We start from the raw sequence: 26,187 nt of genomic DNA, 5'->3' as shown, positions 1-26,187 counted from the left end.
TGAGGGCGACAACCCGACGCTCTGGGAGGTGACCATGGTGGGGCCGGAGTCCACGGGGACCGAGCGGGAGCGGTCCCCGGCGCTGCCGTCCACTGAGCCCGGTACGGCCCTGGAGGCCATCGGGGCGGGAGCCTACGTCGTGGACGAACAGGGCCGCGTCGTGGCGGTCAACAGCCACGCCGAACACCTGCTGGGCCGCCGGGCCGGCGAGCTCATGGGGCAGGACGCCCACGACCTGCTGCACCGAGGGCCTCAGGGCCAGCCGCTGTCCACGACGCAGTGCGGCATGCGGAAGGCGTTCCACGCCGGGAGCCCGGCACAAGGCGGTGACGAGTACTTCGAGCGCGGTGACGGGACCCTGCTGCCCGTCCTGTGGACGATCACGCCCTATGACATCGGCGGCCGACGCGCCGGCACACTCGTCATCTTCCACGCCGAGGACCAGGCGCCCGACAGCACGGGACCGCGCCGGGGGCCGACCACCGAATCGCTGACCGATTTCGAGCGACTCGCGCTGCTCGCCGAGACCACCACCCAGCTGACGTCCACCCTCGACGTCGACGAGGCGCTGCGCCGGCTCGTGTCCCTGGTCCTGCCACGTCTGGCGGACTGGGCCGTCGTCGACCTGATCACCGAGCGCGACGAGGTATGGCGCACCGCCGTGGTCCACGCCGACGGCGACACCTTGGTGCACCACGAGGAGCTCGAAGGGCCCATGCCGCCGGTACCGGAGGAGTCCCCGATGCCCCTGTCCCAGGCCCTGCGGGGCGTCGCCTCGACCCTGGCCGGGCCCGACACCTACCGACGCGCACCGGACTCCGGCATCGCGGTCGAACAGCGCCGCCTCTTCGAGGCCACCGGCATCCACTCCGCGGCCATCGCCCCCATCCGCAGCACTCGCGACGTTCTGGGAGCCCTCACCCTGGGCCGCGCCGAGAAGCCCGGCGACTTCACAGTCGCCGACCTTCCCCTGCTCGAGGACATCGCCCGCCGGGCCGGCCTGGCCCTGGACAACGCCCGCCTGTACCAGCGCCAGCGCAAGGTCGCCGAGACCATGCAGAACCACCTGCTGCCGCAGATGCCACGCGTGCCCCGCCTGCAGATGACCGTCCGCTACCTGCCCGCCCCCGACGCCTCACAGGTCGGCGGTGACTGGTACGACGCCTTCAGCCTCTCCGACGGTGCCACAGCGCTGGCCGTCGGAGACGTCGTCGGCCACGACCTGGAGGCCGCCGCCGGCATGGCACAGCTGCGCAACATGCTCCGGGCCTACGCCTGGTCCCAGCAGGGGCCGCCGAGCCGGATCGTCGAACGCCTCGACGAGGCGATCATGCCCATCACCGATGTCGCCATGGCCACCCTCGTCCTCGCCCGGGTGACGGAAACCAGTGACGGCCACTGGCTGCTGTCCTGGACCAACGCCGGCCACCCACCGCCCCTCCTCGTCACCCGGGACGGCCTGGCCCACTATCTCACCGACGGTCACGGCCTCCTGCTCGGCACCGGAGTCCGCACATCCCGCGCCGATGCCACCGTCGTGCTGCCACCGGGCTGCACCCTGCTGCTGTACACCGACGGCCTCGTCGAGGCACCCGGCCGCACACTCGACGACGGCTTGCACCGACTGCGCCAGCACGCCGCCGCCCTCGCCCACCGCCCGCTGCCGTCCTTCACCGACGAACTCCTGCACCGCGTCCGGCCGCCCGGCCTCGACGACGTCGCCCTCCTCGCCCTGCGCACACCCGCACGAGGCGGCAACGGCGCTTCCTCTTCCGCTTCCTGACTGCTCGTCATCTGACTTCCGACGGGGCGTCGGCCAGGCGGCCACCTCCGTGCCCGCGCCCGTGGCAAGTGACCGCTTCGCGCACGCTCAGGGCACGCCGGGGCCTGCTGTCGAGCGAGCCCGGGGCGACTCCGCCGGTCGGGCCGAGGAGCAGTAGAGTTCACCGCAGCGGGACTGCGCCGGGCGGCCGGCAGGCCCGGCTGTCATCGAGGCACCGACTCCGGCCGGATATCCGAGACGGCCTGGGGTACCCGCCGCGCAGCACGGCCGATGGCCGAGTCCGGTACGCGGTGACAGCAACGGAGACCCAGATGAAGGCCCGCCGACCAGCAGCCCTGCCGGATCCCGCGCCGGTTCCAGCGGATCCGCAGTCCCCTCATGTCCTGTCCGGCCGCTACCGGTTGGGCGCCAAGATCGGGTCGGGAGGCATGGCCGACGTCCACGAAGGCGTCGACACGCGACTGCGGCGGCCCGTGGCCGTCAAGGTCTTCCGGCCGGGCGCCGACCCGCGGACCGAGGACCGTCTGACCGCGGAGGCCGTCCTCCTCGCCCGTCTGCAGCACCCCGGACTGGTCACCGTCTACGACGCCGGCCGCCACGACGGCCGCGCCTACCTGGTGATGCAGCTGGTCAACGGCCCCACGCTGCGCGGCCTCCTGACGCGTGGAGCGCTGTCCCAGCGGCGCGTGGCCGATCTGGGAACCGCTCTCGCGCGGGCCCTCGGACACGTCCACCGGGCCGGCATCGTGCACCGCGACGTCAAGCCGTCGAACGTCCTGCTCGACACGGCCGGCGTCCCTCACCTGGCCGATTTCGGCATCGCGCGCCTGGCCGACGCCACGCGTCATACGTCACCCGACGTGCTGACGGGCACCGCCGCCTATCTGGCCCCCGAACAGGTCGAGGGACGGCACGTCGGATCGGCCACGGACATCTACGCGCTGGGTCTGGTCCTCTTGGAGTGCCTGAAAGGGGAACTGGAGTACCAGGGCACCCCGTTGGAAGCCGCGGTCGCCCGCCTCCACCGTCCGCCCGCGGTCCCCGCCTGGGTCCACTCGGACCTGGCGGCCCTCCTGCGGGCCATGACCGCCCGGGAGCCCGAGGCGCGCCCGAGCGCCGAGCAGTGCGCCAAGGCACTCTCCGACCTCAGCGCCGGGAGCGACCCGAACCGCCCGCCGCTCTCGGCCCCTCTCCCGGCCCGCCTTCCGGCGGCCCGTGCCGCTCACCCCGACACCGAGGAACCCGTACGGACGGAAGAGCTGGCCGTCACCCTGCCCGGCCGTCCGGGCGGCACCCGGCGCAGTCGCCGGCGGGCGATGGGGACCGCGCTGGCCGCAGTCTCCGTGGCTCTCGGGACGACCCTCACCGTCGCCGTGGGCACCAGCGGCGACAGCGACAACGGCGCCGCCACGCCCTCGACCACCGCGCTCGCGCCCGCGCCCGCCGACACGGCGACTCCCGAAAGCAGGCGCAGCGCCGCCCCGCCGACCGGATCCCCGCGCGCCCAGCCCGATTCCGGTTCGCCCGAGACCTCCGGTCCGGCAGCCGCGCCGCCCGGATCCCGTACCGAGCCCGTCGCCATGAACATGGGCTCGTCCGACCGGACGACTCCGACGCATCAGGCACCGGCCCGACATCACCGCGCCGACCCCCGCAAGCCGGCTCCGCATCACCCTCAGGACACCGACGGCCACACCCGGGGCACACCCCACGGCGACCCGAAGCCGCCGGCCAAGGCCGGCAAGCCCCCGCCTCGACCGCCCCGGAAGGACGACGACTGAGCCCCGCGTGGCCTGGTGACCGACGCGTGCCCATGACGTGCACGGCGGAGCGGGCGACCACGGTCATCGGCGGTCGCCGGATGTGTGCGTATCGAAGCACCGCGCGACAAGGGCGTTTCAGGGCTTGAGCGCATCACTGAGGGTGGGGCGGCAGGGGATGACCTCATCGACGCCGACGAGCTGCAGGGTCCGCAGCACGGTCTCGGTCGGCGCCGCCAGCCGTAGCCAGCCCCCTGCCCCGGTGACGTCGCGGTGAGCGATGAGCAGGATGTTGATGCCGCTGGAGTCCATGAAGGTGACCTGCCGCAGGTCGACGACGACGCGGGGACGGGCTGTGCCCGGGGCCTCCAGCGCCTGCCGCAACTGCCCGCCGGTGTCGTGGTCGACCTCCCCGGCCACGGTCAGCACGCGGATGCCGTCCGTGGCGGTGGCCACGACCGACAACCTGCCCTGGAGGGGCGCATGATCAGCTGATTCGGCATCCGTCCTTCGTCCTTCGGCCATGCCGGAGATACTGGCACACCCGGACCTCGCCCGGAATGGGCTCCAGGCGTCACCCGAAGGCTCAGCGGGTACGCGCAGAATGTGAACGGGGGAAGTGAAGGTAGCCGCTATGGAAACAGTGCCCGTGGGAGAGGACGGCGCGACGCCGGACGACCAGGCGCAGCGCATGCAGGCCACCGTGGCCCTGGACGGCGACGGCACGTGCATCGCTCAGGCCCGTCATCTGGCTGCCGAGTTCCTCGGCCGTGTTCAGGCCGAGCATGGGCTGCCCGTCTCGCAACGGGCCATGGATCTCACACAGTTGGTGGTCAGCGAGCTGGTGACCAATGCCCGCAAGTACGCGCCCGGCCCGGTCTTGATGGATCTGCGGATCGTCGGCACTCTCGTCGAGGTGGTGGTGTGGGACTCCGAACCGGAGCTGCCGATTGCCCGGGCGGCGGATGTCGGACGGGTGGGCCAGCACGGCTTGGAGATCGTCATGGCCGTCGCGCAGCGTTTCGAGGTGCAGCGGGAACCGGTAGGCAAACGCATCAGTGCCCGCATCGCCCTCATGGGCGACCCGGGTGAGGCGGTCACGGGCAGCGGACCTCTGTAACGGCGCTCCCGCCGACTCACCCTCCGTTCGACGGCCCGGCGGTGTCGGCCGAGCCAGGCCGAGGAGCCGACGCCCTTGCGGCAGAGGCGTAATACGGCGGCTGCGGAGCGATTGACGCAGATGGTCGTAGTCGTATCCCTGGCCGGCATGGAACCAGGAGCTCTCTTACGCGAGTCTCCCGTGATGAACAGCACGCTCGTCAACTTCGCTTAGCACTCCAGCCGGACTCCTGTATTTCTCCTGGTCAACGGCCTGGCGGTGGGGAGTGTAGCGAGGGTTTGGCATGCGTGGGACGATCTTGGACGGGCTGTCCCACCAACGTGTGCCCGCGCCGCATGTAATGACAGTGTCGGGCACGTGCTTGGTGGCGGCGTCGCCATCGCGACCAGTTCACCGCGTGGTCGCGGCGTGCAGGAGGGCGGCGGGGTTCAGTTGCCAGCAGACGACGGATTTCGGCTGGTGTGAGGGCCACGAGGTCGGGTGTGTCGGCCTGGTCACCCCTTTTTCGCGTTCCTGCACGGCCATCACCGCGAGGAAGACGTGGGCGAGCATGGCGAGTGTGATGTGCCGGTACCAGCCCACGTACCGGCGGACCTCGTACTGGTCCAAGCCGCACTCGTTCTTCGCGCTCTGGAAGCACTCCTCGATCTTCCAGCGGCAGCCGGCAACACGGACCAGATCGGCGACGGTGGCCTCCAGCGGGGCGCAGGCGAGGTAGTAGGCGATCTCGTCGGGCTTGCTGATGCTGCGGCGAGCCAGCATCCACCGCTGCCGGTCGGCTCGCCGCCGTCGAACTCGGCCACTGCGGGCAGACGGGCGGCGGCCCAGTCGTAGAACCGTTCGCCCTTGGCTCCCGGCCCCGCCGACAGGCGCTGCCATGCCTCGGGCGGGGCCTGGGTGAGGACGTGGTCGATGCGCGGGCCGTGGACGGGCTGGGACTTGGGCACGGCGACGACGTAGGAGAGTTGGGCATCTTCCAGGAAGCGTCGGAAGTGGGAGTCTGTCCGTAGACGGAATCCGCGGTGACCCAGGCGATGGGGAGCGGGGAGGACAGGGCGCGGCGGATGATGTCGCGGGCGAGGTCGCCCTTGGTGGCGAAGGTGCGCTCGTCGGGATGCGGGCGGCTTGGCAGCGTTTCCGATCGTCTGTCCAGGACTTGGGCAGGTGGAGCTCGCGGTCCACCAGGGCGTGGCCCCGGGGGGTGGCGTAGGCGGCGAAGACGCCGATCTGGCAGTTCTCGGTCCGTCCGGCGGTGCCGGAGTACTGGCGCTGTACTCCGGCGGAGGTGGTGCCCTTCTTCACGAAGCCGGTGTCGTCGAGGATCAACACAACGCCTGCGTGGCCGAGTTGTTCGGCCCGCAGTGCTGGACGCGATCCGGGTCCCGCGGGCCGGAAGCGGACGACCCCGCACCAGGCCCGGCCAGGTCGTGGCTGACCGGGCGTACTCCTCGCGGAAGATCCGTCAACTGCTGCGCCAACGGAAGATCAGGACGGCGATCCCCGAACGGCGGGAAGATCGCCAATCGGGTTCGCCGGGGCGGGCAGGGCGGCCGACCTCCCGCGTTCGACGCACAGGCGTATCGCGGCCGGAACGTGGTCGAACGGTGCTTCGCGCGGCTGAAACAGTTTCGGGCGGTCGCCACCCGGTTCGACAAGCTTGCCGCTCGCTACCGTGCGGGCGTGCTGATCGCATCGCTGGTGCTGTGGTTGCGGAACACCACGGGCTGACCTGTTTTCGACGGGTTATTGAGAGCTAGTAGGGGGCCAGAACGGGAGTCAGCGATGGCCGGGGACCCGCGTGGCTGGCTGCGGTTGGTTCTTGATCGGCAACGAGTTTCGGAGTCACCCCGCTCGAGTGACGTTGAGCGACGCGGGCATGGCTCGCTCGGCTTGTGGCGGTGGCTCCGGACAGGTTCAGTGCTCCGGGTTCGTTCGGACTGCGCCCCTGACAGGCACTTCGCCACGTGCGCTCAGGTGCCCTGTCGGGTGCGCGCGTAATGGCGCCGGGCTCGGTCCCGGTTGCCGCAGTCGCCCGAACTGCACCAGCGGCGGGCGCCGTTGCGGCTGCGGTCCAGGAAGAACCAGCCGCAGCCCGGCCCCGCACAGCGGCGTACACGGGGCAGCGCACTGGCGTCGCCCAGCAACTCCTCCGCCAGTAGCGCGAGTTTGCCGGCGATGGTCGCCGGGACCGGGCGCAGCGGGAAGCTGCGGGGCAGCGTGGCGTCCTCGCGGGCTGCGAGTGCGGTCTGGCGCAGGGCGTCCCAGGCGTGGGCTGGGGGCACGGTGCCGTCGACAAGGGCGTCCAGGGCCGCCGTGAGCGCCTCGCGCAGGCCGTGCAGGGACGTCTCGTCGGGGAGCGGGGTCGCGCCGAGCCCGGCTGCGGCGGCCCAGCGTGTCCAGGCCGCGGCGTTCGGCAAGCGCTCGACTCGACGGCTGTCGTCGGTGCGCCAGGCCACGGTGTTCACGAAGTCCAGGACAGGGTGGCCCGCGATGTGCGACGGCTCGATGTTCCCGGTCGTGCCGGTGGTGCCGGTCATGCCGGTCGTCTTGGCCATGGGTTTCCGCTCGTCGCTCACGCCTCCACCTTAACGGGCCCCGCATTGAACCTAACGAGCAAAAGCGGAATAGCCTGTTAGGGTGCCGGGATGGACAGCCCAACGCGGTGCGAACCCAGCACCCCCCACGACAGCACCAGGAGCTTCCGGTCCGGGCTCAGCACGGGATCCGGTCTCGCAGCCGCCCCGTTCCTGCTGGCCATCAGCTTCGGTGCGCTCACTCAGGCTCAGGGGTGGGGTCCGGTCGCCCCCGTCATCTGCTCCCTTGTCGTCTTCTCCGGCTCCGCGCAGTTCGCGATGGTGGCGACCCTGGGCGCGGGCGGCGACGCGCTCGCCACCGTGATCGCCGCCGCACTGGTCAACAGCCGCTACGTCCCGATGGGCATAGCCATCGCCGGGGACCTGCGGGGCGGACGGCTGCGCCGGGCACTCGAGGGCCAGGCAGTGGTCGACGGTTCGTGGGCGGCGGCCCATCTGGGCGGTGGCCGCTTCGACAGGTCGCTGCTCCTCGGCGCAACGGTGGTCCAGTGGCCGGTCTGGGTGGCGGGCACGGCCATCGGTGTGGCCGTCGCCCCTGATCCCGGACTCCTTTACACCCTCGGCCTCGACGCCCTCACCCCGGCACTGTTCGCCGTCCTGCTCCTGGACGAGCTGAGGCGGGGACGGGAGGGGTGGCTGTCCGCTGGCATCGGCGCTGGAGTCGCGGGCGCGGGCATCGCTGTCGTCTCGGCAGGGCCCGCCCTGGTCGCGGGTGCGGGGGCGGCGGCGCTGGTCGCGCTCGCGCGTGCGGGCCGGACCGGCCGGGCGGAGGAGGCGGCCCGGTGAACACGGCACACATGTGGGCCGCGATCGCCTCGGTCGCCCTGCTCGGCTTCGCCCTCAAGGCCGTCGGCCCCGCCGTCTTCGGCGACACCGAGCTGCCGCCCCGCGCCAGGTCGGTGATGGCGCTCATGGCTCCGGCGCTGCTCGCCGGCTTCGTCATGGTCGACCTGGCGGGGCCCGGCTGGTCCGCGCTCGACCTCACGGTGGCCGGCGGCGTCGCCGCCGGCATCGCCTTGCGGCTGTGCAAGGCCCCGCTCCCGGTGGTGATGGTGGGCGCGGCGGTGGTGACGGCGCTGCTGCGCTGGGCGCACTGAGCGGACCCAGCACAGCAGACAGCAACCACAACATGGCGGCGACCGCGGTACGTCGTATCCGCCTGGCGGTGCATGGGTCGCGGTCTTGTTCCACGTGCCGCGCCGGACGGCGGTCAGGCAGTGAGCCAGCCACGGCGGCGGGTGGGGGGAATCAGCGCGCCGTCCGGAGTGCTCGGCGGGTCTCCTCGCCTGCGTGTCAGCCGAGGGGGAGACGGTGTGTTCGTAGCCGCAGTTACGCTCACCGTGATCAACATAAGAGGTCGAAGGAGGCGCGCGTATGGATCTCGCTGGGAAGACGGTGGTGGTTACCGGGGCCGGGCGTGGGTTCGGGAGGGCGTTTGCGTTGCACGCCGGCCGGATGGGTGCGCGCGTGTTCGTATCCGCTCGCACGCTGGCTGCCGCTCAAAAGGTTGCAGTGGAGGTGGCAGCCGACAAAGGCGGTGCGCAAGTGGATGCGTTCGCCTGTGATCTGGCTGACCCGCACACCATACGAGGCTTCGCGGATGGGGTCGCCACTTACACCGCCAAGGTGGATGTACTGGTCAACAATGGCGCCCGATACCTGGAAGGCCCAGACCTGTGGGACGCCGACGACGAAGCGATCACCGACACCATCGCTTCCGGAGCCACAGGCACACTGCTGACGGTCAAGCACTTCCTTCCCCTGCTGCGTGCTTCTGAGGGTGCGGATGTGGTCAACCTGGTCTCCTCAGCTGCGGAAGCCCGCAACCACCGGTCTCAGGCGCACCCTGCCTTCTACGCAGCCAAGGCCGCCCAGGCCGGCTTCGCTGACGTCCTCTCTCATCGTCTCCGCCCCGAGGGCATCCGAGTCATCTCGCTCTACCCGCCGGATTTCACGGACGGCGACCCGCTCCACTCCAACTGGGACGATACCTCCCGGACCGCAGACGACCCGCTGACCGCCCAGTCCGTCCTCGACTGCGTCCTCTTCGCGATCGGCCAACCGCGAGACTGCTTCATCCGCTCCTTTCACTTCGAGCAGCTGTTGTAGTCCCCGGTTCAAACTCAGGACGCCACGGCGGACTCTCCCCCGCCGCCGGCCTTCCTTCGCCAGGACGCCCAACTCGGCGCGGTGCCTCGGCGCCACATGCGCCCCGGTCCTACCAGCTCCTGGAAGCACGTACTTGATCATTTATGAGACACGACCTAGCAGCTGCACCATGTCCATCGCGCGCTCGGACAGCGGCAGACCGTGAAACGGACCGCAGGCGCACCAGGAAGTTCGGGCCAGATTGCGGGCCCTGGCAATGCCACCTGGCTTGCCCTCGTAGGCGGCCGACTCCTTGACGAGCTCGCCACCTTGGGGTGGTTGATCGGGGCGGTGTGCCGGTAAGGGGCGATGGCCGGGGTTTGGCTTGAAAGGCGGGCCAGCCGAGTGCCGTGTCAGTGCTCGTCGCGTTTGACGCCGAAGTTGAACGTCTTGCGTTTGATGATGTGGGGTTGAGGTGTGTGGGGCGACTGTCTCGGTTACGACGTAACCGTGATCGCGCGGGGTTTTGAGGGCGGATCGAGTTAAGGAAGAGTCAGCGGTTCATGGTATAGGGAAGCGGAGCTACTTGATCGTTTTGGCGGCACGGCTCATTTTGGTTTTCTGATGGCCGGATCTGGCGTCTTGACGGACAGTGCAGTGCCTTCTTACTCTGCATCGAGTCGGCCCTGAATCAGATTCTTGAGCGACTTCGGAAAGCTGACCCAATGTCAGGTTAGGCGTTTTTCGACATCAAGTACGCGCCAAGCGCCTCCTCGGGATTTCGCTTATTTCTTTGACGGGTTCGGCGCTGAGGGAATGTCATGGTGAACCGAATGTGTCTTGCTGAACAACCACATTCCAAGTGATACCAATTCATGGCGTTTAACGGCCAGCGACCATCCATCTCTGGGAGTTAAGCTCGGATCCGATGTTCGGCCATCTGAGAGCGTTCCCTGCGAAGGCGTGTTATGGCGCGGATGCACGGTCCCCTACGCATGCGTGAGGCAGGCGCGCGTCGGATGCGTCTGGCACGAGACAGCAGAGAGGTCAAGCCCAATCGTGACTATTCCCTCCACTGACGCGCTGTCAAATTCATTGAAGGTCGCCTTACTTGAGGAACTCGGCGTGCTCACACATCGGCTAGTCGCTATGGCGTCGGTGAGCGGCAGTGAGCAGCGGATCTGCGATGCCGTCGAGAAATTGCTCCGCCAGGCATCCCACCTGAGCGTCACCAGGACCGGGAACTGTCTTGTCGCCCGGACGTCAATGCTCCGCCCGCAGCGTCTGCTGCTGGCGGGACACCTAGACACCGTGCCGCCGACAGAGCCTCCGCAACCTCCTGTACGGGAGGGCCGTTTCGTGGAGGGGCGGGGTGCGGTCGATATGAAGGCCGGAGTGGCCGTCATGGTGTGGCTGGCCCTGACCGTGGCGGCCGATGCCGTCCTGGACAGCACCTTCGTCTTCTATGACCGAGAGGAGATGGGCAGCCACACCAGCGGCATGAACCGTCTGGCGCAGCAAGCGCGGGACATGCTGGCGGCCGACGCCGCCGTGCTTCTGGAACCGACGGGCGGCTGGCTGGAACCGGGGTGCCAGGGCAATATGCGGGTGCGGATCGGATACCGCGGCAGGAGCGCGCACACTGCCCGTCCCTGGACAGGGGCCAACGCCATCGACCGGATGGCGCCGGCTCTGGCCAGGTGCTCGGCCCATCGGTCTGAGCAGGTGGTTTTAGACGGGCTCGAGTACCCGCAGGCTTTCGAAGTGGTCGGTGTCCAGGGCGGGGGAGACAGCAACGTGCTGCCGGACCGCTGTGCGTTCCATGTCAACGTTCGTTATGCCCACTCCCGATCGCACAATGCTGTGCTGGATGAAATCAGGCGGTTGGTGGGGCCGGAGGCCGATGACATCGAGGTCACCTTGGACTCCCCGGCGGCGCCTCCTTCCCTTGGGCATCCGCTGCTCGGTGCCCTGGTTCGCGGCGTGGAAGGACGCATCCGGCCGAAGCTCGGCTGGACCGATGTGGGGCGTCTGGCCCACATGGGCATTCCCGCAGCCAACTTCGGTCCCGGTGACCCGGCCCTGGCGCACACGGCATATGAACGTGTGGATATGGACGAAGCGGCTCGTGTCTGCCGTGTGCTCGCCCGAGTGCTGGCACACGGCGGGGGTGCATGACGGTGACAGGAGCTGCGCACACCGGTGGCGGCGCGCAACAGTCGGCACCGCCCGCGCTGCCGCAGGATGTGGTGATCACTGACGTTACCTTGCGTGACGGCGGCTACCTCAACGGCCACAGTTGGACGCCGGCCCAGCGCCGCGAGGTGGTGTCCGCCGTCGCCGCAGCCGGAGTCAAACGGATCGAAGTCGGCTACGTCGACGGCGCAGGACCCGTGGAGGTCCGCAGGTCAGGGATCGCCACAGAGGCAATCCGAGAACTCGCCGAGCGGACGGACGACGTCCATGTGGTCGTCATGGCTCGGACCACGGACCGTGCCCCTGACCTCGCGGCGGTCGGCGCAGCCGGTGTGCGTACCGTGCGGCTGCCGACGAGTGTCAACACGGTGACGGCACTGCGTGACGTCGTGGCCCGCGCCACTGATGCCGGACTGCACACCGTCGTCAACTTGATCCGAACCAGTAGCGAGACGCTCGCCTCGTTGCTGCGGGCCGGTTCGGAGGCGGTGAGCATGGGAGCGGACGCGCTCTGCGTCGCGGACTCCAACGGCAGCCTGCTTCCGACATCCGTTGGCCGGATCGTGCGCAGTCTGTGCGCCGAACTCCCTGTGCCCATCGGCATCCACACCCACGACAACCTCGGTCTCGCTTTCGCCAATGCGCTGGCCGGCCTCGCTGCGGGCGCCACGCACGTCGACGCCTCCTGCCGAGGCATAGGCAAGGGTGGTGGCAACCTGGAGCTTGAGAGACTCCTCGCTTACCTCCAAGGACTTGGTCGCCGCGACCTGCAGGTCGCGGCCCTCGAGCCGGTCGGCACGACGGTCGACAAGGAACTCGGCATCAAACGTGACCAAGCCACGGCTGCTCAGATCGCGGCCCTCGGCGACTTGGACTACGAGCAGGCCCTCGGCTTGCAGGGATTGTCCGAAGCCGCCTCGTGGGCCAGGAGCCTGTCCGGTTCCACGAAAAGGCGTGCCGACACGATCTGGGCTCTTCAACGTGCCCATTTTCCCTTTGGAGACTGACGTGGACGCGACCGACTTCGTCGACGGCCTCGACCGACTCATCCGCGATCGCCGGAAGATGACCAGCGAGCTGTATCAGACCATACTGGCGGGCAAGGCGACCGAGAGGCTCCTCAAAGGCTTTGTTCTGCATCGCTGGCCGATCAAGAGTCTTTGGACGCGAAACATCCTGGGAATCGCCTCACGGATCGCGGACTACCGGCTACGGGCCCTGCTCGTGGAGAACGTGTACGAGGAAGAGACCGGCGCCCTTACCCGGTCAAAGCGCCACCTGGAGACCTTTGCGGACTTCGCCGGCGTGGTCGGCGTGGGCAGGGCCGACCTTGATCAGGCAGAGCCGGCTCCCGAGACTCGCGCGGTAATGGAACACAATGTCGCGGTCTGCAACTCCTCTGCACACTTCACCGAGGGCGTCGCTTCGGTACTCCTGCTGATGGAGGGCCAGCCCCCGATCGTCAGCGCGACTGGATCGAGCATGCTCACGGTGATGCGAGACACCTATCGCCTTCCACCGGAGGGCCTTGAGTTCTTCGTCCACCATGCCTCCTGCGACGTCGACGCGGAGAGTGTCAGCGAGTTGGAAGACGAACATGCTGAAGCTGCACGTGAGCTGCTGAGGCGTTACTGCGACACTCCGGAGTGGCGCGATGCCGCTCGCGCCGCACTGATCCGAGCACTGGACCTCAGGCACAAGCATTTCGACATGATCCTGCGCACTGGGTACAACGCAGCCGAGCCGGTGTTCCGCTATGGGGTCGCGCCGTGAGCCTTCCGGACGACGTCGTTTTCCACGACGAGAAATTCGTCCCCGCCGCCGACGCCACGGTTCGGGTGGACAGCCTGGCGCTGCGGTATGCCCTGTCCGTGTTCGAGGGGGTGCGTCTGTATCGGACGGACGCAGGCACAGTGCGGCCCTGGCTGCTCGAGGAACATCTGGAACGCCTCGCACACTCGCTGACACTCATGCACGTGCCGGTGCCTGATCTGTCCGGACTGCCCGTCATCATCGCCAAGCTCGTGGAGATCAACAGCCTCAGCGACGACTGCTACTGCAGGATCGTGATCAACGCGGGCAACGTGGGATTGCTTGCCTCCCCGGTGGAGCCACTGCTCAGCGTGACGGTGCGCCCCATGGGCCGCAAGAAGTGGCTGGCGCAAGGCAGGGCGATGCGGCTGACCGTCAGCACGCGTCAGCGCGCAGTGGCAGAGGCGTTCCCGACAGACGTCAAGAGCATCTGCCAGTACGCAGGCGCGAGGCTGGCACTGTTGGACGCACAAGCGGCCGGGTTCGACAGCTGCCTGCTCAGCACGTCTGACGGCTTCGTCAGTGAGGCACCCACTGCCACTCTGTTCGCTGTGCACAGCGGAACGCTGACCACACCGCAGCTGGCCGACGGGCCACTGCCCGGCATCACTCGCGCCTGGGTGATCGCCGCGTGCATGCGGCTCGGCATCCCCGTGCGCGTCGGGCGTCTCGCTCCATCGGATCTGTACCGAGCGGACGAGGCGTTTCTCTGCGGCACCGGCCTCGAGTTCGCCGCCATTGGAAGCATAGACGCCGCGTCCTTCCCCGATGCGGGCCGCACCCGCGTATTCCAGAGGTTGGTGAGGCAGTACTTCGCCGAAGCCCGAAATCGGTCGACGCCCACGGCCCTTGGGCGGTGGCACCGTGATTGACAGGGCGGCTACCGAGGCATCAGCGGACATCCTGGCCGCGGATCCGGGGCGGGTGAATCGGGAACTCGAGGCGCTGCTCGCATCGTCGCCGCCGGTGCAGAACCGAACGTTCCCCCTTCCTGCCAGCGCCATGTACCTACGGCTGGAAGCAGCCAACGAACACTGCCGACGTGTGGAGGAGTACACAGAGCTGCTCGACAATGTGTTGGCGCTCTACCGCGAAGACGCAGGTGTTCGTGCCTTCTTCGGACTCGCATCCACTGCGGAGCGTCTGGTGGACGCCACACGTGCTGAACGGGATCGGGTCGTGGTCGCCCGCATCGACGGCTATCTCGACGCCACGACGCAGGGGGTGCGCTTCCTGGAGAACAACACGGACGCGCCGGCCGGTGCACTCTTCACGCCTCGTATCAACGCGCTGGTCGACAAGGTGCAGCGGCGCTCGGGGTACCACAGGCCGGATACTGCGGCGTTCTCCTTTGACGATGACACCGCCTTCGCACGGTTTCTGATCGGCCACGGCGTGAGCCAGGGCCTCCCCGCTGAGGGGGTCCGGATTGCGGTGTTGCAGCCGGAAGGGGCGGCGAGCGTCGAATCCGTCGAGCTGGTCTCCCAGTTGAACACCCTCGGTGCCGATGCATTCCTCGCGGATCCCCGCAGTGTGCAAGTCGGCAGTACCGGCGTACGGTTCGCCAGGCGCCCCGCAGACCTGTGCTGGAACAAGGTGAACACCGGCCCTTGGAGCGCCTTGGTGGAGACTGACGAGGACCTCGTCGATACGTGGTGCCGGGCCTTACGCCACGACGGGTTCGTCCACGTGAACCCCATGGGCTCTCGTTATGTCACGGAGAGCAAGTTATCCCTGGCGATGGTGCAGGAACCCGGCTTGGCCGGGTACTTCAACGACGAGCAGCGTCGTCTGGTGGCATCGGTGCTCCCGTGGTCGCGTCGCCTCGGCGGGGGGTGCGCCCACTCCGAGGGCAACGGCGCCGTCGCCGAACGACCGGCCCAGGAACTGGTCCTCAAGGCCCCGTACGACATCAGGGGCGAAGGGGTGACGGTGGGGCGCACGGTCGACGCGCGTGCCTGGGCTGCGGCCGTGGCCCGTGGGCTCAAGGAGAACCATCTCGTGCAAGAGTACGTGCCCCCGCTCGCCTGCCCGGTGCTGACGGCGGACGGGACCTTCCAGCCCATGTCGGTGAGCCTTGACTCCTTTGTCTGGGGTGGTCGATTCGCTGGATTCGGTGCCAAGGCCGGTACCGGGGCCCGTGTCAATGTCTTCCAAGGAGGCCGCAAGCTCGCGGTCCGCGTCGTGCAGGAGCCACCGTCATGATTCTGCTCCCTCATCCACTGATCGACGCAGACACAGCGTCGATCAGCGACGCCCTCGACCTACTCGGGATCGACGGCTGTCTGCCGGGACTCGCCCGTGTTTCGGGATCCGGCTTCGTGGCGGGTCCCGCGTTCACCGTTCGCTACCGGCCTGTGGAGCCCTCCGAGAGCGGGCCCGCCGGCGATTTCATCGATGACGTGCCGCCCGGCTCCGTCGTCGTGATCGCCAACGGTGGCCTGATGGACAGGACGGTGTGGGGCGACGTACTCAGCACCGTGTCCAGGGCCAAGGGCGTTGCTGGCACCGTCATCGACGGAGTCTGCCGCGACGTGGACCGTTCCCGAGAACTCGGCTACTCCCTGTGGGCCCGCGGCGGATACATGCGCTCGGGCAAGAACCGGGTGCGCCTGGCGGAAGTCGGTGGCGCGGTCGAGGTGTGCCGTGTGCGGGTGGTACCCGGCGACGCGGTGTGTGCTGACGGTTCCGGGGCCATTGTGGTCCCCCAGGAAGCCGTGCCTGCCGTCGTGGACTTGGTGGCCAAGGTACGCAATGTCGAACGCCAGATCGTGGCTGCAACCCTGGACGGCGAGCGCTTGTCCGATGCCCGGGCGCGTTTCGGCTACCACGCCCTGGCTCGCCCGCCGCGAGGAGGGTGACGGCTTCGCTGCGACGCCGGCAGCACTACGCCCGTGTCGTTCGGACATGCGTCGTCGCGCCAGTCGGGACGGTACCGAGAAGTAGCGTGGCATCCGACAAGGGTGGTGAGAGTGGACAGCGCATCCCGGCTGGGCCCCGAGATCATGGAGCAGGTCTTCCAAGCACGTCACGGCCCGGCCGAGAAGATCGGCATCGAGGTCGAACTGGGGGTGGTGGATCCCGAAACCGGTCGCGCCCGCCCGTACGAGGGTCCCCGTGGTGCCCGCGCCCTGCTGGAGGCCGTGCGGGAGCACGGGGGCGGAGTTCTGGTCATGGACGGGACATTCCTCACCGGACTACGACGGGTGGACGGCACGAAGATCACTTTGGAGCACAGCGGAGCGATCGAGTACTCGTCGCCGCCGATGGCGAACCTGACCGACCTCGTGACCTCGTTGCGCAGCGAACTGACAGCCATCTCCCGGGTCGCTGAAGGAATGGATATCGCACTGCTGCCTAACGGGAACCTGCCCTTCGACACCCTGGAGGAGGTGACATGGATCCCGAAGAGCCGGTCCTGGATCATGCGGCGGTACTTCACCGAGTACGGCGGTGCCACGTCACACACCCCACCGGTCACCACTCGTACCCTCTCGACGCAGGTAACGCTGGATTACCTCTCAGAGGAAGACTGGCGGTCCAAGTTCCGGATGCAGGTGCTGGTCGCGCCCGTGGCGGCGGCGCTGTTCGTGAACTCACCTCTCGAAGAAGGAGAGATTTCCGGCGCGCTCTCCCGACGGCTGGAGTACTGGTTCGAACTTCCGCAGCACCGCTGCGGCGTGCCCGATATAGCACTGTCCGGAGAACTGAGCTTTCGCCGCTTCATCGAATGGGCTTCGAGCATCTCGATGGTGTACCGCTTGCGGCAGGAGGAGTACGTCGCCGCCCCACCGCTGCCGTTTTCCGCTCTTCTTCGAGAGGGCTTCGGTGACGGAACCTTCCCGACGGACGAGGACTGGAAGTCCCTGCTGTCTCAGATCTGGACGGACGTTCGAGTACGGGAAACCCTGGAGCTGCGTGCCATGGACGGCCCAACACTTTCCGAAATTCCGGCGGTTCCAGCCTTCTGGACCGGGCTGACCTATTGGGGACCGAGCCGGGAGGCTGCTCTACGCCTGCTTGCAGGCCGGACAACGCAGGACTACCAGAGGGCAATGCGTGAGGCCGCTACGTCCGGTCTCCGCGCGCGTTACGGGCCGGATCGCATTATCGATCTCGCAGCCGAACTCGTCCGACTGGCCAGGGATGGGATCGAAGCCAGAGTTGCGGCCGGCCTCGATAAACCGGGGAGCGCGCGGTTCATCGAACCTCTGGAGGAGATCGTCAAGACCGGCAGGACACTGGCCGAGCAGCAGATCATCCGTTGGAACGACGAGTTCCACACGCGTCCGGATCTGTTCGTGGCGGCCATGCGAGTGCCGGGGAGCTAATACTCCAGTGAGGGTTCGTGTTCTGAGCTGGTTCTTCTTCGGTAGTGGCATCTGCGGGCTGTGGCCTGGTGATGTCTGCGCCAGTGGGACCAGTTCAGTGCGTGATCTCGTGGATGGATTCGGGGCCGGGGGCGGGCCCGGAGAATCTCCAGGAGCCGTCGGATTTCTGCCACGGTGAGTGGGATGATCCTGCTGATGGGGTCGTTTCTGCAGCCCCCTTTGCGGCCTCGTCTGCAGCCATGCCGGCGAGCAAGGCGTGGGCAAGCATGGACAGGGTGATGTGCCGATACCAGCCTGTGTAGCGGCGGACTTCGTACTCGTCCAGTCCGCATTCGTTCTTCGCGGCCTGGAAGCATTCCTCGATCGCCCAGCGCGTCCCTGCCGCCCGGGCGAGGTCTGCAGCCTGTCGACCGCGGTCGCCACGGCTCCAAGCACCATGTGATCGTCGACCGCCACGGCACGCCCCTGGCCGTCTCCCTGACCGGCGGGAACCGGCACGCCATCACACAGTTGATCCCCCTGCTGGACGCGATACCCCGCATCCGAGGGGTGCGCGGACGTCCCCGCAACCGACCCAAACGGCTCTTCACCGACCGGGGCTACTACTACGACAAGTACCGCCATCTGCTGGGGAAACGCGGCATCAGACCCCTGATCACCCGGCGCGGCGTTGCCCACGGCTCCGGCCTTGGCGGCACCCGCTGGGTCGTCGAGCGGACCTTCGCCTGGCTCCATCAGTTCGAACGACTCCGTGTCCGCCACGAGCAACGAGCCGACCTCCACCAGGGACTACTCGGACTCGCCTGCAGCATCATGTGCCTTCGACGGCTCCGCAAGTCATTCTGATGAGATCAGTTACAAGCCTGTTCTCACCGGTGAAAGGGTCCTGTTGCGCCCCTTCACGGGGGACGACGCGGACGCCATCGCCGAGATCATCAAGGATCCCGAGGTGATCCGCTACACCTTCGAGCCTTCTGGCGAACTCACTTCGGAGCGGTTGCGCGCCTGGTACGGATCGCACGGTGACCAGAACGACCGCCTTGACCTCGCAGTAACAGACAGGGCTACTGGGGAAGTTGTTGGAGAGGTCGTTCCATACGATGTCGACTAAAGTAACCGCAACTGCACTTTTCGGACCCCGATCGGCCCTTCCGGCCGAGGAAGAGGTCTGGGTACGGAGGCCACTCGCCTCATCGTCGGGCACGGCTTCGAACACATTGGACTGCGCAGAAGTCAGTTGGACGTCTACACCGACAATCACAGAGCCCGCCGGGTGTACGAGAAGGTGGGCTTCACTGCCGAAGGCGTGCGGCGGCAGGTCCAGCTGCGTGAAGGTACCTGGCGAGACGAATTGGTGATCCTTTCCCAGGGGTGGAACGCCCTCAGCGAGCGGACCGGATGAAGATGTCGGCGACATCGATCCGGGACCGGTGACCACGGCTGAGCTCGAGTACCGCGGACGGCACGGGTACGAGACGTCGGAGCGTCTCCTCGACGAGGCAGAGATCGTCCTCACCGATCCCCTCAGGGCATCAGTCGCCCGAACTCCCGGCTTTGACGGTCACCCTGCGCCCCGACCGTTGACGACTCTCACGCGCGCCTCTACATTGCGGTCGCACCCTTGGGAATGAAACGTTTCAACACTCCCGATCGACATCGAGAGATCAGCGACACGGCACCGGCTCACCCCCCACCCCTCCGCACTCCAGCGGTCAGAGAGAAGGAGCACGGCCTTGAACAGTGACGCGACGCCTCCCAGAGGTTCGGCTCGACCGGATGTGGACCGAAGTCGGCTCAGCAGGCGGTACTTCCTGAGCACCGGCTCGGGCGTCGCGGTCGGCGCCCTTGCAGCCGGCGTGCTGTCGCCCCACATTGCCGCAGCGGCGGCCCCGCGCGCTGCCGTCACCGCGCCCGTCGGCCTGACCAGCGCCCGCTGGATCTGGCACGCCGAGGGGAACCCTCGCGTCACCGCTCCCGCCGCCCACCGCTACTTCCGCAAGACGTTCAGCGTCCCGGCCGGTGACGCCAGTGACGCCCAACTGGTCATCACCGCGGACGACACCGTGGACATATGGCTGAACGGGCAGCACCTGGCTGCCTCCGCCCGCACCACGGACTCGTGGCGGAACGCCCTCTACGTGGACCTGCGTTCCGCGCTCACCACGGGAAACAATTCGCTCGCCGTCGCCTCCAGGAACAACGGCGGCCCCGCCGGGCTCATCGGGCACGCTCGTATCACGACGGACGGCGGCACGACCGACCTGATCACGGACGGCACTTGGCGGTCCGCACAGAGCGCCCCCGCAGGGTGGGAGACCCCCGGCTTCGACGACTCCGGATGGTCAGCCGCCATGGATCTGGGCGCCTACGGCATCTCCCCGTGGCACTCCGACGTCGCCGCCCCCGACCTCTCGGCCGCGTCTCCGCTGAGCGTGACAGGCCTGACCGTCGAGCACCAGAACACTCCGCTCGGGGTGGACGCGCCACAGCCGCGGTTCGGCTGGACCCTGCACTCCACGGCGCCGCAGCAGCACCAGGCGGCGTACCAGGTGCAGGTCTCCTCGACCAGCGACGCCACAGCGGACATCTGGGACAGCGGCCGTGTCTCTTCGGCGCGACAGATCGACGTCGCCTACAACGGCCCCTCGCTGCACAGCCTCACCCGGTACCACTGGCGGGTACGCGTGTGGGACACCCACGCCCGGCAGAGCGCCTGGAGCGTTCCGCAGTGGTTCGAGACCGGGTTGCTCGACCCGGCCGAGGAATGGCACGGAGCCCTCATCGGGCAGGCCGTCGCACCGAACTTCGCGGGAGCGAACTGGATCTGGTACCCGGAAGGCAGTCCCGCGTCCTCGGCACCGGCCGGCACCCGCTACTTCCGTCGCACCCTCGAGCTCGCCGACACCCCGTCCAGCGCGCTGCTGATCGTCACGGGAGACGACACGGCCGACGTCTGGGTCAACGGTGTACTGGTCAGCTCCTCGCCGAGGGTCGCTGACTCCTGGCAGATCGCCGCCCTCGTCGACCTCACCTCGCACCTGACGGCCGGCACCAACACCATCGCGGTGTCCTGCACCAACACCAGCGTCTCCCCCGCCGGTCTGCTCGCCAAGCTCATCCTGCCTGCCGGTCAGGTCGTCGACAGCGACGCCTCCTGGAAGGCCTCCCGGTCCGGGCCGACGGGCTGGAACACCCCCGGCTTCGACGACAGCACCTGGACGGCCGCGATGTCCGTCGCGGCGGCCGGGGGCGGCCCCTGGGGCGTCCAGGTGCGGGTGACCACGCCCGCCCCGCTGTTGCGCAAGCGGTTCACCGTCTCCAAGCCCGTCGCCTCCGCCCGGCTCCTGACGACCGCGCTGGGTCTGCACGAAACCCGCCTCAACGGCGCCAAGGTCGGCTCCGAGGTGCTGGCCCCGGGCTGGACCGATTACAAGAAGCGCCTGCAGTACAGGGTCTTCGACGTCACTTCCCGGATCCAGCAGGGCGCCAACGCCCTCGCGGCATGCCTGGGCAACGGCTGGTACAGCGGCGGCGTCGGCTTCGCGGGCAGCCGGCTCTACGGCTCCCAGCCCTGGTACTCGGCCCAGTTGCTGCTCACCTTCACCGACGGCTCCACCCAGACGATCGCGACGGACAGCAGCTGGAAGACCACCACCGGAGCGATCCGAGCCGACGACCTCTACAACGGCGAGACCTACGACGCGCGTCTGGACGTCCCCCACTGGGACGACGTCGACTTCGACGACACCTCCTGGGCGGCCGTCACCGTCGCACAGGTCTCCCTGCCCGCCCTGGTGTCTCAGGTCGACGCCGGCGTCACCGTGCAGGCGGAACTGTCACCCGTAGCCATCACGCAGCCGCAGCCGGGCGTGTGGATCCTGGACCTGGGTCAGAACTTCACCGGCTGGAACCGGCTGTCGGTGACCGGCCCGGCAGGCACCACGATCACGATGCGACACGGCGAGGTCCTCAACGCCGACGGCACGCTCTACACCACCAACCTGCGCAAGGCCCAGGCAACCGACCGCTTCGTCCTCGCCGGCACGGGCTCCGCCGAGACCTACGAGCCTCGGTTCACCGTCCACGGCTATCGCTACGTCGAACTCACCGGACTCCCCACCGGCGTCACCCCGACGAAGAACACGCTCACCGGCCGGGCCGCCTGGACCACCGCGGAACAGCTCGGCACGTTCACCACCTCGAACACACTGCTCAACCAGCTCCAGCGCAACATCACATGGGGCCAGCGCAGCAACATGCTCTCCATCCCCACGGACTGCCCACAGCGGGACGAGCGCCTCGGCTGGACGGGCGACATCGCCGCCTTCTGCGCCACCTCCACCTTCAACCTGGACGTGCACCGGTTCCTGGCGAAGTTCGTAGACGACCTGGTCGACGACCAACAGTCCAACGGAGCCTTCACCGACGTCGCACCGGCCGTGATCAACGGCTCCGGCACGGCCGGCTGGGGCGACGCAGGCGTGATCATCCCGTACACCCTGTGGCAGCGCTTCGGGGACGTACGCATCGTCGACCGGCACTTCCCCGCGTTCACGCGCTGGGTCGACTACCTGCGCAACACGGCCGGCAGCAACCTCATCCGCAACCAGCAGACGTACGGCGACTGGCTCAACGTCGACGACGAGACACCTCATGACCTCATCTGCACCGCGTACTTCGCCTGGGCCGCACGCCTGGTCGCGCGGATGGCGGATGCCACCGGCCGGGCGGCACAGGCCACCTCCTACGGGCAGTTGGCCGATCGGGTGGCAGCCGCCTTCGCCGGCCGCTACGTGGGAGCGGACGGCTCCATCGGCTCCAACACCCAGACCGGGTACGTGCTCGCGCTCGCCTTCGGCCTGGTGCCCGAGGCCCTCGTCCAGCGGGCCGCGGACAAACTCGCCACCAAGGTCACGGCGTGCAACGGACATCTGACGGTCGGATTCCTCGGCGTGGAGAACCTCCTGACCGTCCTGGCGGACAACGGCCACGCGGGCCTCGCCTACAAGATCCTGCTCCAGCCCGACCACCCCGGCTGGGGCTACATGATCAACCACGGCGCCACCACCATCTGGGAGCGCTGGGACGGCATCCGCGCCGACGGCTCCTTCCAGGACCCGGGCATGAACTCCTTCAACCACTATGGCCTCGGCTCGGTCGGCGACTTCCTCTACCGACGCGTGGCAGGGATGGGCCCGGCCGCCCCGGGCTACCAGGCCCTCCTCATCGCCCCCCAGCCCGGCGACGGGCTGACCTCGGCCGCGGGCACCTACCGGACGCCCTTCGGAACGGCCGAGAGCAGCTGGTCCGTCTCGGGAGGCCAGGTGACGCTCGACGTCACCGTTCCCGCGAACGTGACCGCGACCGTGGTCGTGCCCACTTCCCGGCCCGGTTCGGTCGAGGCTCCCCCGCAGGCCGTCCCTGCCGGTACCGCCGCCGCGTACCACCTCCCGGCCGGCAGGTACACCTTCACCGCCGCCACCTGAATCACTCGGGACCGCGGCTCCGCCGGCAGGAGGCCGCCGTTCCCGGTCAGCGGTCCGGGGCGCCCGACCGGGCGCTCCAGCCGCCGGCTCCGCCTGAGCCGACGGTCTCAGTCGAGGACGAGGGGATCGGGCAGGTCGGACTCGTGGTGCATGCGCAGCAGGGTGTGCAGGACTCCGGAGAGGCCCGACATCAGGCTCGGGGAGAACGCCTCTCGGGCCAGGCCGCCGACCGGGCCGCGTTGTTCCAGCCCGGTGAGGATCTCGCCGTCGAGGCCGGAGGGTGTTCCGTGGCCGAGGGAGGTCAGGAACTGCCAGAGGCCGAGGTCACCGTGGCACAGGGTGTGGCTCCAGCCGAAACCCTCCGCGGCGCAGGCGTGCGCGGCCCGTTCGGCCATGTCGAGGCGGGCGGGGTCACCGGTCCGCCGGTGGAGGTCGAGCATCCCGACGCCGATCCCCGCGCTGCCGTGGCACCAGCTGGTGAAGAAGTCTTCCTCGGCGCCGACGCGGGCGTCGAGCCAGTTGCCCGCCTCCGGCTGGTAGAGCGATTCCTGGTAGGCGAAGGCCTGTCGGGCGAGGTCGTCCCAGCCGCGCCGTTCGGCGGCGGATCCGGCCTCGCCCAGCGCGAGCCGGGCCAGCGCCCAGCCGAGGCCGGTGGCGCCGTGGGCGAAACCGCCGATGCCTTCGGGGTTGAGGCGGGTGGTCCAGCGGGCGCCACTCGCGTCCAGCGTGACCTGCCCGGCGAGCCGGCGCCCGATGTGGGCGGCGGCGTCCAGCCAGCGGTCCTGTCCGGTCGCACCCGCGAGATTGAGCAGGGGTACGACCGCACCGGCCGCGCCGTTCAGCAGATCCACCTCGATGTCGTCCTCGACGAGCCGGGCGCCCGGCATGAGCAACGACGCGCGTTCCGCGGCCCGTTCGAGCATCCACTCCTCCCGCGTGACCCGGTGCAGCGCCATCCAGGTCCACACCTGCGAGGCCGCGCCGCTGAACGCGCCGGGAGACGGCGTGGGGGTGCGGTCCTCGGTGCTGACGAGGACCCGCAGCGCCCCTTCGAAGAGTTCGGCGGCACCCGGAACCGTGTCCGCCCGCCCGGCCCGTTCCTCCTTCAGGTACTCGGCGAGGGTGAGCACCACACCGCCCTGGCCTGTGTACAGGTCCGCGGGGAGCACGCGGATGGACCAGCCCGCGGGGGTGAAGACCGGGCTGATCCAGGTGACCGTACCGTCGTCCCCGCGCACCGCCCCCTCGGACAGCCGCCGTACCATCTCGGCCGCCAGCGCACGGCGGCGCCGCTCCCGGTCGCGGGCATGCGGATCGCGGGCCGCGGCCTGCACCCGCGCGGGCAGCGAACGCTCGTTGAGGTAGGCGCCCACGAGCGCATCCTGGATCGTCGACTCCTCGAGTGCCAGGTCTGCGGTGCGCCAGTCCTCGACGGTGTTCCGGATCGCGGCCTCGTCCACCGTGAACCCGAACATCGGTACGTCGCCTGCGAGCAGGTCGGCTGTCTCAGCGTCGACGGTCGCCCGGTCCGACGGTGCTCCTGGCAGGACTTCGGCGTTGCGCCGCAGGATGTCTCTTGCTCGCTCGACGGCCGCCGGCTCGTCGTGCAGGGACGCCGGATGCCACAGCATCCGGCCGATGTCGACGTAGGCCTGTGTGGGCCGCAGGATACGGCGCGCCCAGGCTCCTTCGAAGCGGCGCAGCAGCTCGGCCGGATCCGTTCCGGGCCGGCGCAGGTGTGCGGTCATCTCGCGGAATCCGTCGAGGACACGGTCCCAGTAGGCGCTCAGCACCGGTGTCGGGCTGGGGTGGTTGCCGGCGACGGGCATCGCCACGAGGTCCACCTGGAAGCGGGCCGCCGCGGTTCCGGCGTCCGCGATCACCGGGTTGGGGATGAGCGGCTGTTGGCCGGGCAGCGAACCGACGCCGGAGATGTCGACCCCGCCGAGCGCGAAACCGGTGCCGCGCACGGGGAGCAGCCCGGTCCGCAGCACCGTGCGGCGGATGGCGGCCGCGGCCACGTCGACCGCGTCGCCTCGGCCGCTGGGCGGGAAGGGCGCGGGGGCGTCGAAGAGCGTCTCGGCGTCCACGATCACCGGCACCGGCCCGTCGGCGATCATGTTCTCGGCGTGCATGTCGGTTCCGCCGGTGAAGCGGAGCACGGCGAGCCAGTGGCCGACGTTGCGGTAGAACGCGGCGAGTTCGGCGTCGTCGGCGCAGTAGCGGTGGCGGACGAATTCGGCCCATCCGTAACCGGCGCACGCGAGCGTCCGCGGGACGCGGATGCGCTCCTGCGGTGCCGGGGCGTCGGGGAGTGAAGCGAACAGTTCCTCCAGCAGTGCACCGAGCGCCACGTCCGCCTCGGACGGACGGGGTTTGTACATGACGGTGCCGCCGTCGAAGTCGATCCGGGTGACGGTGAGTCCGCCTCGGTGGCTGTCGCCCGCGCCGAAGGAGACCGCACGCACGGCGCCCGCGTCTCCTTCCAGCAGCGGACGCAGCAGCTCGCGGTCCGCCGCGAGCCGTTCCGCGAACGCGGCCGTGGCCGTCGTCCACAGGCGCGCGACGGCCGAGATCCGGGGGCCGACGGCCGGGTAACGGTGCGCCAGCCGGTCGAGGTAACGGTCCTGGTCGGCTTCCTCGATGAACGCCGCCCAGGTCTCCGTGTCGGCTGCGGCCTCGACGGGGCCGTTGCCTGCGGCCAGGCGCAGCGCGTGCAGTTCGATCAGGAAGAGCCGGGACAGCTTCGCGTGCAGGGACTGCAGGAGGGCGTCGTGTCCGGCTTCCAGGACCACGTCCCGCTCCGCCCGGTCCAGGCCCTCCACTCCTGCCAGGCGGTGGGCCAGTCGGTCCCGCCACGGACGGGCGATGCGCCGCACGGGTCGGGCGAACCCCGAGGAGTCGGCCTTGTCGTGCTGCTCGTGCGGTGCCACTGCGCTCACCCTCGGTCTCCCTCTCGTCGTCGTACTGGGCCGTACTGCGAGGTGCTCCGAGGCGCGGAGAACGCAGAGCCGTTC

At 68.9% G+C, this 26,187-nt stretch carries 18 protein-coding genes and 5 pseudogenes; 17 read left to right on the top strand and 6 right to left on the bottom strand.

The window, feature by feature from the left end; translation table 11 throughout:
* Positions 1–34 precede the first annotated feature (34 nt).
* Positions 35–1,783 (top strand): SpoIIE family protein phosphatase, encoded by a 1,749-nt coding sequence (locus tag ACIHEJ_RS33235; RefSeq protein WP_400141249.1) that lies wholly within the window; start codon positions 35–37, stop codon positions 1,781–1,783.
* Between the two features lie 311 nt (positions 1,784–2,094).
* Positions 2,095–3,564, top strand: a complete 1,470-nt coding sequence (locus ACIHEJ_RS33230) for a protein kinase (protein ID WP_400141103.1) — start codon at positions 2,095–2,097, stop codon at positions 3,562–3,564.
* A gap of 117 nt (positions 3,565–3,681) precedes the next feature.
* On the opposite strand, the gene ACIHEJ_RS33225 is transcribed toward ACIHEJ_RS33230, so the two are convergent.
* Complete coding sequence (locus ACIHEJ_RS33225; RefSeq protein ID WP_400141101.1) at positions 3,682–3,999, bottom strand: STAS domain-containing protein; 318 nt, start codon at positions 3,997–3,999, stop codon at positions 3,682–3,684.
* Positions 4,000–4,177: 178 nt separating this feature from the next.
* Between ACIHEJ_RS33225 and ACIHEJ_RS33220 the strand changes: the two genes are divergently transcribed.
* A complete protein-coding gene (locus ACIHEJ_RS33220) occupies positions 4,178–4,663 on the top strand; it encodes an ATP-binding protein (protein ID WP_400141099.1) in 486 nt (161 codons plus the stop codon).
* Between the two features lie 390 nt (positions 4,664–5,053).
* Here the strand turns inward: ACIHEJ_RS33220 and ACIHEJ_RS33215 are convergent, their stop codons facing one another.
* Positions 5,054–5,425, bottom strand: a complete 372-nt coding sequence (locus ACIHEJ_RS33215) for a hypothetical protein (RefSeq protein ID WP_400141257.1) — start codon at positions 5,423–5,425, stop codon at positions 5,054–5,056.
* Positions 5,426–5,827: 402 nt separating this feature from the next.
* Positions 5,828–5,965: pseudogene (locus tag ACIHEJ_RS33210) on the bottom strand (transposase); the annotation flags it as partial.
* A 59-nt stretch (positions 5,966–6,024) separates the two neighbouring features.
* On the opposite strand from ACIHEJ_RS33210, the pseudogene ACIHEJ_RS33205 reads away from it, so the two are divergent.
* Positions 6,025–6,391: pseudogene (locus ACIHEJ_RS33205) on the top strand (transposase); the annotation flags it as partial.
* Between the two features lie 242 nt (positions 6,392–6,633).
* Here the strand turns inward: ACIHEJ_RS33205 and ACIHEJ_RS33200 are convergent.
* On the bottom strand, positions 6,634–7,239 hold the full coding sequence (locus ACIHEJ_RS33200; protein ID WP_400141097.1) for a CGNR zinc finger domain-containing protein: 606 nt from the start codon (positions 7,237–7,239) through the stop codon (positions 6,634–6,636).
* A gap of 69 nt (positions 7,240–7,308) precedes the next feature.
* On the opposite strand from ACIHEJ_RS33200, the gene ACIHEJ_RS33195 reads away from it, so the two are divergent.
* The 10 genes from ACIHEJ_RS33195 (at position 7,309) to ACIHEJ_RS33150 (ending at position 17,684) form a co-directional block, all read left to right on the top strand.
* Entirely contained in the window at positions 7,309–8,043 is a 735-nt protein-coding gene (locus ACIHEJ_RS33195; protein ID WP_400141095.1) for an AzlC family ABC transporter permease, read from the top strand.
* Entirely contained in the window at positions 8,040–8,354 is a 315-nt protein-coding gene (locus tag ACIHEJ_RS33190; RefSeq protein ID WP_400141093.1) for an AzlD domain-containing protein, read from the top strand. Before ACIHEJ_RS33195 ends, ACIHEJ_RS33190 begins: the two co-directional genes overlap by 4 nt.
* 277 nt (positions 8,355–8,631) lie before the next feature.
* A complete protein-coding gene (locus ACIHEJ_RS33185; RefSeq protein WP_400141091.1) occupies positions 8,632–9,366 on the top strand; it encodes an SDR family oxidoreductase in 735 nt (244 codons plus the stop codon).
* A 942-nt stretch (positions 9,367–10,308) separates the two neighbouring features.
* Positions 10,309–11,523 carry a succinyl-diaminopimelate desuccinylase gene (gene dapE / locus ACIHEJ_RS33180; RefSeq protein WP_400141247.1) on the top strand — a complete coding sequence of 405 codons (1,215 nt, stop codon included), beginning with the start codon at positions 10,309–10,311 and terminating at the stop codon, positions 11,521–11,523.
* Positions 11,520–12,548 (top strand): hypothetical protein, encoded by a 1,029-nt coding sequence (locus ACIHEJ_RS33175; RefSeq protein WP_400141089.1) that lies wholly within the window; start codon positions 11,520–11,522, stop codon positions 12,546–12,548. Before dapE ends, ACIHEJ_RS33175 begins: the two co-directional genes overlap by 4 nt.
* Before the next feature lies 1 nt (position 12,549).
* On the top strand, positions 12,550–13,314 hold the full coding sequence (locus tag ACIHEJ_RS33170; protein WP_400141087.1) for a TenA family transcriptional regulator: 765 nt from the start codon (positions 12,550–12,552) through the stop codon (positions 13,312–13,314).
* Positions 13,311–14,225, top strand: a complete 915-nt coding sequence (locus tag ACIHEJ_RS33165) for an aminotransferase class IV (protein WP_400141085.1) — start codon at positions 13,311–13,313, stop codon at positions 14,223–14,225. The genes ACIHEJ_RS33170 and ACIHEJ_RS33165 overlap by 4 nt, the downstream gene beginning before the upstream one ends.
* On the top strand, positions 14,218–15,558 hold the full coding sequence (locus ACIHEJ_RS33160) for a hypothetical protein (RefSeq protein WP_400141083.1): 1,341 nt from the start codon (positions 14,218–14,220) through the stop codon (positions 15,556–15,558). Before ACIHEJ_RS33165 ends, ACIHEJ_RS33160 begins: the two co-directional genes overlap by 8 nt.
* Positions 15,555–16,214 (top strand): RraA family protein, encoded by a 660-nt coding sequence (locus tag ACIHEJ_RS33155; protein WP_400141081.1) that lies wholly within the window; start codon positions 15,555–15,557, stop codon positions 16,212–16,214. Before ACIHEJ_RS33160 ends, ACIHEJ_RS33155 begins: the two co-directional genes overlap by 4 nt.
* A gap of 111 nt (positions 16,215–16,325) precedes the next feature.
* On the top strand, positions 16,326–17,684 hold the full coding sequence (locus tag ACIHEJ_RS33150; protein WP_400141079.1) for a glutamate-cysteine ligase family protein: 1,359 nt from the start codon (positions 16,326–16,328) through the stop codon (positions 17,682–17,684).
* A gap of 94 nt (positions 17,685–17,778) precedes the next feature.
* On the opposite strand, the pseudogene ACIHEJ_RS33145 reads toward ACIHEJ_RS33150, so the two are convergent.
* Positions 17,779–18,084: pseudogene (locus ACIHEJ_RS33145) on the bottom strand (IS701 family transposase); the annotation flags it as partial.
* On the opposite strand from ACIHEJ_RS33145, the pseudogene ACIHEJ_RS33140 reads away from it, so the two are divergent.
* The 3 genes and pseudogenes from ACIHEJ_RS33140 to ACIHEJ_RS33130 form a co-directional block, all read left to right on the top strand.
* A pseudogene (locus ACIHEJ_RS33140) lies at positions 18,078–18,530 on the top strand (IS5 family transposase); the annotation flags it as partial. The pseudogenes ACIHEJ_RS33145 and ACIHEJ_RS33140 sit on opposite strands and share 7 nt — an antisense overlap.
* Positions 18,531–18,534: 4 nt before the next feature.
* Positions 18,535–19,086 (top strand): annotated as a pseudogene (locus ACIHEJ_RS33135) (GNAT family N-acetyltransferase).
* Positions 19,087–19,462: 376 nt separating this feature from the next.
* Positions 19,463–23,170: a family 78 glycoside hydrolase catalytic domain gene (locus ACIHEJ_RS33130; protein WP_400141077.1), complete on the top strand. Its 3,708-nt coding sequence runs from the start codon at positions 19,463–19,465 to the stop codon at positions 23,168–23,170.
* A gap of 107 nt (positions 23,171–23,277) precedes the next feature.
* Here the strand turns inward: ACIHEJ_RS33130 and ACIHEJ_RS33125 are convergent, their stop codons facing one another.
* On the bottom strand, positions 23,278–26,112 hold the full coding sequence (locus tag ACIHEJ_RS33125; protein ID WP_400141075.1) for a type 2 lanthipeptide synthetase LanM family protein: 2,835 nt from the start codon (positions 26,110–26,112) through the stop codon (positions 23,278–23,280).
* Positions 26,113–26,187 lie beyond the last annotated feature (75 nt).

Source organism: Streptomyces sp. NPDC052301, from assembly GCF_044593395.1.
Taxonomy (GTDB): domain Bacteria; phylum Actinomycetota; class Actinomycetes; order Streptomycetales; family Streptomycetaceae; genus Streptomyces.
This window is presented reverse-complemented; position numbering and strand designations above follow the sequence as displayed.